Consider the following 9588-nt stretch of genomic DNA (forward strand, 5'->3'; position numbering starts at 1 on the left):
CCTCAGCCCCTCACCACCGCACCGGCAACCTCCGCACCCCCCTGATGATCAGCCCCGACCGCCACTCCAGCTCCCCCGGATCCGCGTCCAGCGCCAGCTCCGGGCAGCGGTCCAGCAGCGCGCGGAAGGCGATCCGCCCCTCCAGCCGCGCCAGCGGTGCGCCCAGGCAGAAGTGGATGCCGTGGCCGAAGGCCACGTGGCTCTGTCCCGCCCGGCGGATGTCGAAGGCGTCGGGGGCCGGGAAGCGCTTCGGGTCGCGGCCGGCGGAGGCGAGGACGACGTGGACGACCGAGCCGGCCGGGATGACCGCGCCGCCGTAGTCGACGTCCTCCAGGGAGTAGCGGAAGGTGGCGCCCTCCACCGGCCCGTCGTAACGCAGCGCCTCCTCCACCGCGCCGTCGAGCAGCGACCGGTCGGCGCGCAGGGCCGCCAGCTGCTCGGGGTGGCGCAGCAGCGCCAGCGTGCCGTTCGCGATGAGGTTGACCGTGGTCTCGTGGCCGGCGATCAGCAACAGGAAGGCGGTGCCGATGAGTTCGTGGTGGGAGAGCTGGTCGCCGTCCTCGGCGCGGGTGCGGATCAGGGCGCTGAGCAGGTCGTCGGCCGGGGCGGTGCAGCGCTTGTCCTCGATCAGCTCGTCCATGTACTGCTCGATGGCGGCCACCGCCGCGCCCGCCGCCTCCGGGCTGGTCGGGGAGAGGATCTCGTTCGACCAGCGGCGGAAGTCGTCGCGCTGCCGGTCGGGTACGCCGAGGAGCTCGCAGATCATCGTCATCGGCAGCGGGTAGGCGAGCCCGTCCATCAGGTCGGCGCGGCGGTCGGGGGCCGCCAGCATCGCGTCCATCAGGTCGTCGGTGATCTGCTGGACGCGCGGCTCGAGCGCCGCCACCCGGCGCGGCGTGAACTCCCGCGCCACCAGCTTGCGCAGCCGGGTGTGGTCGGGCGGGTCGGTGGTCAGCATGTGGACGTCGATGGGCTTCACGCCCTGCTCGGGCCGCCGCACGCCGACCATCGCCCGGAAGTCCTTCGTGAGCCGGGAGTCGTTCAGCGCCTCGCGCACCGCGTCGTAACCGACCACCAGGTACGCCTCGCCGGCCTCCGTCAACACCCGGTGCACGGCACCGCGTTCCCGCAGCTCGGCGTAGCGGGGATACGGGTCCGCGATGAACTCCTCGGCATCCACGGTGAGATCGACTATTCCGGTCCCCTCGGACACGAGCACCTCCGGTGGCTGGCAGCTGGGCGATACAGGCTAGACCCCCTCCCGCCCAAGTCTGCTGTGTGCATTGACGGTTGCCCGCCTGATCCCTATTTTCGGCCCAGACCGAAAAGAAGGGTGGGCATGTGAGCCCCAAGACACGGAGAGAGTTTCTGGCCCTGTCCCTGGCGACCGGGGCGGCGGCCGCGACATCCACCGGCCCGGCGGCGGCCGCCCCGAAGGGCGAACTGACCTCGCTGGGCATCCCGATGAGCTTCGCCACCTGCGTCGGCGGCGCCGTGGGCGCGGACGCCGACGGTAAGCCGCTGGTTTACACGGTCGCCCAGCGCGACAACGACCTGGGCACGTTCTATGTGGTCGACGCCGCCACCGGCGCACTGCGGCACCGCTTCGACCTCGGCCGCGGCGCCAGCTCGTACGGCGTGGCCGTGGCCCCCGACGGCACCGTCTACGTGGCCGCCACCGGCACCGGCAAGCTGCACCGGCTGCGGCCCGGCGGCGACACCCTCGACGATCTCGGCAGGCTGTTCCCGTCGGAAAGCCACCTGTACAAGCTGGCCTTCGACGACGACGGCAACGTCTACGGCGGCACGTACCCGAACGGCAAGGTCTTCCGCTACGACCCGGCCACCGGCGATGTCCACGACTACGGGCAGGCCGCCGCCGGCCAGGCCTACGTCCGCAGCGTCGGCCGGCACCGGGGCACCGTCTACGCCGGCACCCAGCCGCACGCCCACCTGGTCGCCATCGACGCCGCGACCGGCGTCAAGCAGGACCTCGCCCTGCCCGACGGCACCGACCCCGACCAGGTCGTCTACGACATCAACATCGTCGGCGACCTGCTCTTCACCCGCCTCACCAAGACCGGCCTGACCGGCACCCTGCTCGTCCGCGACCTGGCCGCCGGTACCTGGAAGGACCAGATCAAGGACGTCGCCGGCCTCGACGTCACCCAGCTCGACGAGACCGGCAAGGTTTACTTCTCGCAGCGCGACACCCTCATGTCGTACGACCCGGCCACCCGCGAACTCGCCCCCACCAGCCTCGCCTTCACCTTCACCTCCCAGCTGCGCTCGCTCGGCTTCGGCACCCTCGCCGGCCAGCCCGACTTCCCCGGCCAGTCCGTCATCGGCATGATCTGGACCGGCGAGATCTTCTGGCACAACCCTCAGAGCGGCAAGAGCAAGCTGTTCGCCTCGCAGGTCGAGGGCAATCCGGTCCGGGTGCGCTCCCTGAGCGAGGCGCCCGACGGCCGCATCGTCACCGGGGGGACGGGCACCGGCTCGGTCGGCTTCATCGACCCGGAGACCGGCAAGGGCGACACCCACCGCTTCTCCGAGGTGATGGGCTCAGCGGCACACCAGGGCGCGGTGTACCTGGGCGCGTATCCACGCGGGCGCGTCTACGCGTACGACCCCGCGAAGCCCTGGGCGTGGAACAACATCGACGACGCCGGGAAGGTGAATCCGGCGGAGGTGTACAACGGCGACGCCTCGTACGGCGACCGCCCCTTCGCGATGGCCTCCCTGCCCGACGGCCGCCTCGCCGTCGGCACCGTCAACAAGAGCGGCTACCTGGGCGGCTCCCTGATCCTCCACGACCCGGCCACCGGCAGGAACACCGAGCACACCGGGCTGGTGAAGGACCAGAGCATCATGGCCCTCGCCCACGCCGGCGGCGTGCTGTACGTCGGCACCTCCGTCTACGGCGGCTATGGCGCCACCGAGCCGCAGACCGACGCCCGGCTCTTCGCCTGGGACGTCGAGGCGGGCAGGAAGCTCTGGGAGATCACCCCGGTGGAGGGGGAACGGACCGTCTCGTCCCTCACGTTCGACGGGCGCGGCGTCCTGTGGGGAGCCACCGCTGGCGTGCTCTTCCGCTGCGACCCCGCGAGCCGCAAGGTGGCCTCCCGCCGCCTCGCCCCCTACGAGTGGCCCGTCGACGGCGGCTACGCCCTCGCCGACCTGCGCTTCAACCCGCGCGACAAGCACCTGTACGGCACGATGCCGAACCTCGGCCTCTACCGCCTGAAACCCCCCTCCTGGAAACCCGAAGTCCTCACCGCCCGGCCCGTCTACCGGATGCTGCTGCACAGCAGCGGCGACGTATTCGCGGGCGACGGGGCCGAACTGCTGCGCTGGCGCGCGGGAAGGTAGCCATGGAAATACGCAGGAGATCCAAGACCACGACCCGCAAGCTCCTGGCCGTCATCGGCGCGGCCGTCCTGCTGGTCACGGGCAGCATCACCGCCGTCTCGGCCTCGGCCGAACCCGCCGCCCCGGAGGCCGCCTTCACGGTCTACATGGCCCCCGCCGGCGCCGGCGGCTCGGACGCCAACGACGGCCTCAGCCCGGCGCAATCCATCGCCACCCTCCCCCGCGTCCAGCAGGTGCTGCAGCAGCACAAGCCGACCACCGACGTCGAGGTGCGCATCAAGCAGGGCACGTACACCGCGCCGCCCTTCCACGAGTGGCGCTTCTACGTGCCCGGGCACTCGGTGTCCTTCATGCCGATCGACTACGTGCCGGGGCAGGGGACCCCCGCCGGCGGCCTGCCGGTCTTCAAGAACGCCAAGTGCGGCACCGCCTATTGCCCCGGTTTCTGGCTGCAGCCGCGGCTGCCCAGGGACACCGCCGACCCGCTGTACGACGGCGGCGACAGCAATCTCGACTTCCGCTACCTGCGGGTGGAGTACTACTCGGCCGGCGGCGTCTCGGTCTACGGCGACTCGGAGCGCGATGTCACCGACGAGAACTACAACCCGCCGCTGCAGGTGCGCGGCAGCAAGGGCCTGAACAGCAACACGTTCTTCGGGATGCAATTCCGCAACCTGGGCAGCAAGTGGAGCGGCGGCTCGACCTTCGGCTACGGCGGCATCGTCCTCACCAATTCGTCCAACAACCGGGTGGAGAACAGCCACTTCATCAACATCGAGAACGCCGCCCCGTATCAGGGGAACATCCACGGCCTGTACATCACGCACTTCAGCTCGGGCAATCAGGTCGTGCGGAACAAGTTCTCCTACGTCAGCGGCTACGTGGTGAAGTCGCGGAACATGAGCAACTACAACTCGATCGAATACAACGACATCACCCGGGCCGGGCGGGCGTCGTACTACCGCGGCGAGTTCTGCGACACGCAGTGCGCGATCGACAACAACATCTCCCGCCAGTGCGCCTCGTACCACGACCGCTTCTTCAACAACACCATCCGCAGCGGCTACGGCGGCACCCAGATCTCGACCTGGTCCCTCAGCCCCGAGGGCCTCACCAACGCGGGCGGCACGCCGTGCGCGATCCCGGCGGGCGAGCAGCGGGTACTCACGGGCGGGAACTCGCCCTAGCCCGGCCGTGTGCCCAGGCCGCCGGCGCGGCCCAGCGCCATGGCTTCGTCGCGAGTGGCGACGCCTAGCTTGTCGAGCATGGCGGAGACGCGGTTGCGGATGGTCTTCGGGGCCAGGAAGAGGCGTGCGGCCACCTGCGAGGTGGGCAGGCCTTGGACGAGCAGTGCGAGGATCTCCAGGTCACGGGAGTCCAGCGCGTCCAGGGCCGTGGGCCGGGGTGCCGCCGCGGCGGCCGCGACCACGGCGGCCTGGGCGCCGCGGCCGAGCACCAGGGTGCCGCGCGCGGCCGAGTGGATCGCGGCGAGTACGTCGTCCGGGTCGGAGTCCTTGAGCAGATAGCCGTCCAGACCTGAGCCGAGGCTGCGGATCACGGACCGGTCGTCGGCGTGCATCGTGAACACGAGGACGCGGACGAGCGGCCAGCGCTGCTTGAGCGCGGCACCGAGGCTGATGCCGTCGCCGTCGGGCAGTTGCAGGTCGAGCACGGCGACGTCGGGCTCGGCGGACACCGCGAGCGCCGCGGCGGCCGAACGCGCCGCGGCGACCAGGTCCAGGTCGCTGTCCGACTCGACCAGGGCCGACAGTCCGGCGAGCACGATCGGGTGGTCGTCGACCACCAGCACCCTGATCACGTGGCCGCCTTCCCGGTGGGCAGCTCCAGATGGAGCCGGGTGCCCGACGCGCGCCCGGCGGCGATGTGCAGCGTGCCGCCGAGCTCCTCCGCGCGGCGCCGCAGCGACGACAGGCCGACGCCGGGGGTGATCGGGCCGCCGGTGCCGTCGTCGTGCACGTCGACCAGAATGATGCCGCCCGGGCCGGTCCTGACATCCACGCGGACCTCGTCGGCACGGGCGTGCCGGAGAGCGTTGGTGATGCCTTCGGCGACGGACCGGTAGACGGCGACGGCGACCGCCGGCGGAAGGTCGCCGTCGATGCCGGTGGAGAGGGTCACGGCCGGACCCCACCCGGTGAAGGACCCGGCGAGGCGCCGCAGCGCGGTGCCGAGGTCGCTGTCGTGCAGGACCGACGGGGTCAGTCCGGAGACGATGCGGCGCAAGTCGCCACGGCAGTCCGCCAGTTCACCCGCCAGCGCCTCGAGTAACGGCGTCGGCCGGCTGCGCAGCTCGGCCCGTACCCGCATACCCATCCCGATGAGCATCGGGCCGAGGCCGTCGTGCAGATCACCGAGGATCCGGCCCCGCTCGGCGTCGCGTTGGCGTGCCACGTCCTGGCGGGCGTGGTCGGCCTCGACGGCGAGGCCCACCGCACTGGCCACGAGCGACACCGTGGGCAGCAGCTGCCCGACGGTGCGCTCCTGCCGCGGCTCGGGTCCCTCGGGGTGGCGCGGTTCGAGGTAGAGGGTGCCGACCCGGTCCCCGCCGACGACGAGCGGGTACAGCACCCAGTGCGCCGGTGGTTCGGGGACGTCCGGGCCGAGGACGAGACCGACCTGCCGGTGCCCGCTGGCCGCGGCCACCATCGCCGCCGCTTTGCCGAGCAGTTCGCGCGCATCCGTGCGGGTGTGCAGACCGGCGGTGATCTGCGCGACGTCGGCGGCGGAGAGTGTCCCCGGCCCGTAACGGCGTGCCAGCAGCCGCCGCCGCAGCCACAGCCCCGCGGGCAGCACCAGCGCGGCCGCCACGATGGCCGCGAACGCGCCGGCCAGGTCCGGCTCCGGGATGCGGGCCCGCACCCCTCCGATACGGACCACGGTCCCCACCGCGGCGCCGAAGAGGAGCAGGGCGACGGCGATCGCGGCATCGGTCAGGGGTTCACCGATCGGCCGCAACTCGCGGATCGTCGCGAGCCGGTACATCGCGGCGGCCGTCCCCACAGGCCGAGCGTGGTCACGGCGGCAACCACCCGTGCGTCGCCGCCGAAGGACGCGGTCAGAACCGAGACCACCAGCGCGCTCGACCACACGACCAGCCAGACCAGCCGACGCCGCGACATGCGGTCCGCGGCCGTATCCATGCCCCAGGCGATCACCGCGAGCGCGGCGACGATCGGCGCGATGCCGAGCCATTCCCAGCATCGTTCGATACGGGACCAGCCCGGTTGCCCATCGTCGGCGGCCGGCACGGCCGGCAGAGCCACCGCGGACACGGCTGCCGGCAGCAGCGCCAGCGAGGCGAACACCCGCCCCAGCCGGGAAAGCGCGTCACGGTCCAGCAGCAACGCCGAGGCCACCCCGAACGCCGGCCAGCCGAGGCCGTACAGAGCGCCGGTCGGCAGCACGTCGGAGCTCATGCCGAGAAGGCCGGGTGTCACGCCCGCCGCGGTTGCCAGCGCCGCCCCCACCACGGAACGCGACACTCCGCGAGAGGCTATGACGGAGTCGGTCACGGCTCCATAGTGCGCCACATAGCGCGGTGTGGAACCCGGCGGACGCGGCTGCGGGACCGGCCGGGACACCGCCGGTTCAGGCAGGGACACCGCCGGGACGGGCCGGGACACAGCGGGCCTGTCGCCCGGGACAGGCGAGTCGGCACGGTGAAGCCGTACCCGGACCAGCCGGGACACTCGGAGGGGACGTACCCACCATGTCCGCAGCAGCAACAACCGGCAATCGCACCGCACTCGGTCTGTCCGCACCGGTTCTGGTCGGTGGAGCGTTCGTGCTCTCCACCGTCGTGAACATCTGCTTCCAGGTGGCCGAGATCCTGTTCACCGACAAGGACCCGTACCGTTCCGAGGGTCCCGTGGAGAGCATCCAGAGCATTGCCCTCGTAGGCGGGATCGGTCTCGTGCTCGCACTGGCGGTCGCGCTGCCCCTGGCCGGCAAGCCCGCCCGGGCCAGGGTCGGAGCCATCGTGCTCGGCGTGCTGGCGCTGGTGTCCGTCCCGGTCTTCTGGTCCGGCGCACCCGCGGTTCTCGGCGCTGCGGCGGCATGGCTCGCCGGCCTCGCCAAGGGTGGTCAGCCGCAGACCGGCGCGGCCCGCGCGTTCGGCATCATCGGATTCGTCGTTGCGGTCCTCGTGATCGTCGCGTCATTCGTCGGGCCTCTTGCCTCGGCCCTCTTCAACTGACGATCGCCGGAGGCGGCGAAAGACCCGGGGACACCGGGGCTTTCGCCGCTCCGATCATGCCTCTGCGAGCCGGGCCAGCAGGTCCACCGTGCGCTTGGCGACCTCTTCGCGGTCGCCCGCGGACAGGGCCGAGCCCATGCCGCAGGCCACGGCGCCGGCGGCGATCCAGTCGGGGGCGTTCTCGATCGTGACGCCGCCGGTGGGCAGCAGGGCCGCCTGCGGGAGGGCGGCGCGGACGTCCTTGATCCAGGACGGGGCGTGGCCGGAGGCCGGGAAGAGCTTGAGGGCGTCCGCGCCCAGCTCCAGGGCCCGGACGATCTCGGTCGGGGTGGAGACGCCCGGGAAGACCGGGATGCCGTAGCGGTGGCCGGTGGCGATCACGTCGGCGTCGAGGTTCGGCGAGACCAGGAAGCGGGCGCCGGAGTCGACGGCCATGCGCGCGGAGGCGGCGTCGAGGACGGTGCCCGCGCCGATCACCGCGTCGTCGCCGACCTCACGGCGCAGCGTGGAGACGAGCTCCAGCGCGAAGGGGGTGGTCAGCGAGATCTCGAGGCTGGATATCCCGGCCGAGAGCAGGGTGTCGGCGGTGTCGGCGGCGTGGTCGTACGAGTCACTGCGGACAATCGCGAACACCCGCTGCGCCAGCGCGGCTTGGGTGATCTCCCAGCGGTACAAGGCGGTTCCTTTCGGGTGTTGCATCAATGGAGCTCACTAGCGGAGGTATCAGCGGTGCACCGAGTCGCCGCCGTCCGTGAAGGCGGCGAGGGCGCGGTCGCGGGCGGCGGCCGAGGGCAGGCCGTCCGTGTCGGTGGCGGCCTGGACGACCAGCGCGGCGACGCACGCCGCCTCGGCCAGCGCGCGCTGCGCGGGCAGCCCGCGCAGCCAGGCGGAGAGATAGCCGGCGGCGAACGCGTCCCCGGCTCCGACCGGGTCGGCGAGCGGGACGGAGAAGTGCGGCTGCTGGTACGAGCCGCCGTCGGCCGTCAGCGCCGTGGCGGAGTGGTCGGTGCGCTTGAGGACGACCGTGTGCGCGCGGCCGCGCAGCAGCTCAGCGGCGGCCTCGTCGGCGTCGCTGCCGGTCAGCAGCTCCAGCTCGTCCTCGCCCGCCAGGATCAGGTCGGCCTCGGCCAGCAGGGGGCCGACCGTGGCCGCCCAGGCCGCGGGCGCGGCCAGCTTGCGGCGGACGTTCGGGTCGAAGGACACGGTGGTGCCTCCCGCGCGGGCCAGCTCGATCAGCTTGGCGGTGGCCTCGGCGGCGGAGGGCGACAGCATGGGCGTGATGCCGGATATGTGCAGCAGTCGGGCACCTTCGAGGGCCTCCGCCCGGATGTGCTCGGGCGCGAGCCGCGACGCGGCGGATCCGGCTCGGTAGTACTGCACGTCGATGGCCCGCGCCGGGTGGCTGTCGCGCAGCAGCAGCCCGGTCGGCGCCTCCGCGTCGCGGTCCACATACGCCACGTCGACACCGTCCGCGCGCAGCTCGCGCAGCACCGCCTCGCCCGCCGGGTCCGCGCCCAACCGGCCGAGCCAGCGCGCGTGATGACCGAGCCGGGCCAGCCCGGCGGCGACATTCGACTCCGCCCCGGCTACCGACCGGCGGAAGGCGACGGCGCGCTCCAGCGGCACCCCCGGCTCCGCGAGCATGAGCAGCATCGCCTCACCACAGGTGACCGCCTCCGGTGCCACCCGATCCGCCATGCCGGCCTCCCCAGTCCGTGCGCTTCCTTGCTTACCGAACGTTATCCCGAACCACCGACATTCTGGCCGGCGGGCCCGGAACGGAAAATTCCAGCGGAGCCCGCGAGGACCCACGAGGACCCGAGAGGGGCCCGCGATGGAGCCCCCACGGCGGCGGAGTCCATGAATCAAGTGGATTAGTCCATTGCCCTGTCCATGCCATCGCGGGACCCTACGGACCATGTCGCGATCCCGCCGCCGCGCCTCGCTCACCGCCGCCCTGGTCCTCGCCCTCGCCGCAGGCCTGTGCACCACCCCCACAC

9 protein-coding genes are annotated in these 9588 nt (G+C 72.1%); 3 read left to right on the plus strand and 6 right to left on the minus strand.

Translation table 11 applies throughout. From position 1 onward, the window contains the following. Nucleotides 1–10 precede the first annotated feature (10 nt). The gene (locus tag G5C51_RS36230) at nt 11–1213 is read right to left on the minus strand and encodes a cytochrome P450 family protein (RefSeq protein ID WP_338118429.1); all 1203 of its coding nucleotides are present in this window, start codon (nt 1211–1213) and stop codon (nt 11–13) included. 128 nt (nt 1214–1341) lie between these two features. Between G5C51_RS36230 and G5C51_RS36235 the strand changes: the two genes are divergently transcribed. Then, nucleotides 1342–3372 carry an outer membrane protein assembly factor BamB family protein gene (locus G5C51_RS36235; protein ID WP_165244155.1) on the plus strand — a complete coding sequence of 677 codons (2031 nt, stop codon included), beginning with the start codon at nt 1342–1344 and terminating at the stop codon, nt 3370–3372. Nucleotides 3373–3374: 2 nt separating this feature from the next. Continuing rightward, nucleotides 3375–4559 (plus strand): hypothetical protein, encoded by a 1185-nt coding sequence (locus tag G5C51_RS36240; RefSeq protein WP_165244157.1) that lies wholly within the window; start codon nt 3375–3377, stop codon nt 4557–4559. Here the strand turns inward: G5C51_RS36240 and G5C51_RS36245 are convergent. Genes G5C51_RS36245 through G5C51_RS36255 form a run of 3 tightly spaced genes read right to left on the minus strand, consistent with a single transcriptional unit; the run spans nt 4556 to nt 6905 of the window. Then, the gene (locus G5C51_RS36245) at nt 4556–5191 is read right to left on the minus strand and encodes a response regulator (RefSeq protein ID WP_165244159.1); all 636 of its coding nucleotides are present in this window, start codon (nt 5189–5191) and stop codon (nt 4556–4558) included. The genes G5C51_RS36240 and G5C51_RS36245 overlap by 4 nt on opposite strands. After that, a complete protein-coding gene (locus G5C51_RS36250; RefSeq protein ID WP_165244161.1) occupies nt 5188–6393 on the minus strand; it encodes a sensor histidine kinase in 1206 nt (401 codons plus the stop codon). Before G5C51_RS36250 ends, G5C51_RS36245 begins: the two co-directional genes overlap by 4 nt. Next, the gene (locus G5C51_RS36255) at nt 6324–6905 is read right to left on the minus strand and encodes a hypothetical protein (RefSeq protein ID WP_165244163.1); all 582 of its coding nucleotides are present in this window, start codon (nt 6903–6905) and stop codon (nt 6324–6326) included. The genes G5C51_RS36250 and G5C51_RS36255 overlap by 70 nt, the downstream gene beginning before the upstream one ends. Nucleotides 6906–7102: 197 nt before the next feature. Between G5C51_RS36255 and G5C51_RS36260 the strand changes: the two genes are divergently transcribed. Then, nucleotides 7103–7588 (plus strand): hypothetical protein, encoded by a 486-nt coding sequence (locus tag G5C51_RS36260; RefSeq protein ID WP_165244165.1) that lies wholly within the window; start codon nt 7103–7105, stop codon nt 7586–7588. Nucleotides 7589–7642: 54 nt separating this feature from the next. On the opposite strand, the gene G5C51_RS36265 is transcribed toward G5C51_RS36260, so the two are convergent. Both G5C51_RS36265 and G5C51_RS36270 read right to left on the minus strand, forming a co-directional pair. Beyond that, nucleotides 7643–8263: a bifunctional 4-hydroxy-2-oxoglutarate aldolase/2-dehydro-3-deoxy-phosphogluconate aldolase gene (locus G5C51_RS36265; protein WP_165244167.1), complete on the minus strand. Its 621-nt coding sequence runs from the start codon at nt 8261–8263 to the stop codon at nt 7643–7645. A 48-nt stretch (nt 8264–8311) separates the two neighbouring features. Next, the gene (locus G5C51_RS36270; RefSeq protein WP_165244169.1) at nt 8312–9286 is read right to left on the minus strand and encodes a sugar kinase; all 975 of its coding nucleotides are present in this window, start codon (nt 9284–9286) and stop codon (nt 8312–8314) included. Nucleotides 9287–9588 lie beyond the last annotated feature (302 nt).

Source organism: Streptomyces coryli, assembly GCF_011044975.1.
GTDB lineage: Bacteria > Actinomycetota > Actinomycetes > Streptomycetales > Streptomycetaceae > Streptomyces > Streptomyces coryli.

Coding starts and splice junctions, on each gene's coding strand:
- G5C51_RS36240 (WP_165244157.1), top strand. CDS start 3,375: ATGGAAATACGCAGGAGATCCAAGACCACGACCCGCAAGCTCCTGGCC.
- G5C51_RS36260 (WP_165244165.1), top strand. CDS start 7,103: ATGTCCGCAGCAGCAACAACCGGCAATCGCACCGCACTCGGTCTGTCC.
- G5C51_RS36270 (WP_165244169.1), bottom strand. CDS start 9,286: ATGGCGGATCGGGTGGCACCGGAGGCGGTCACCTGTGGTGAGGCGATG.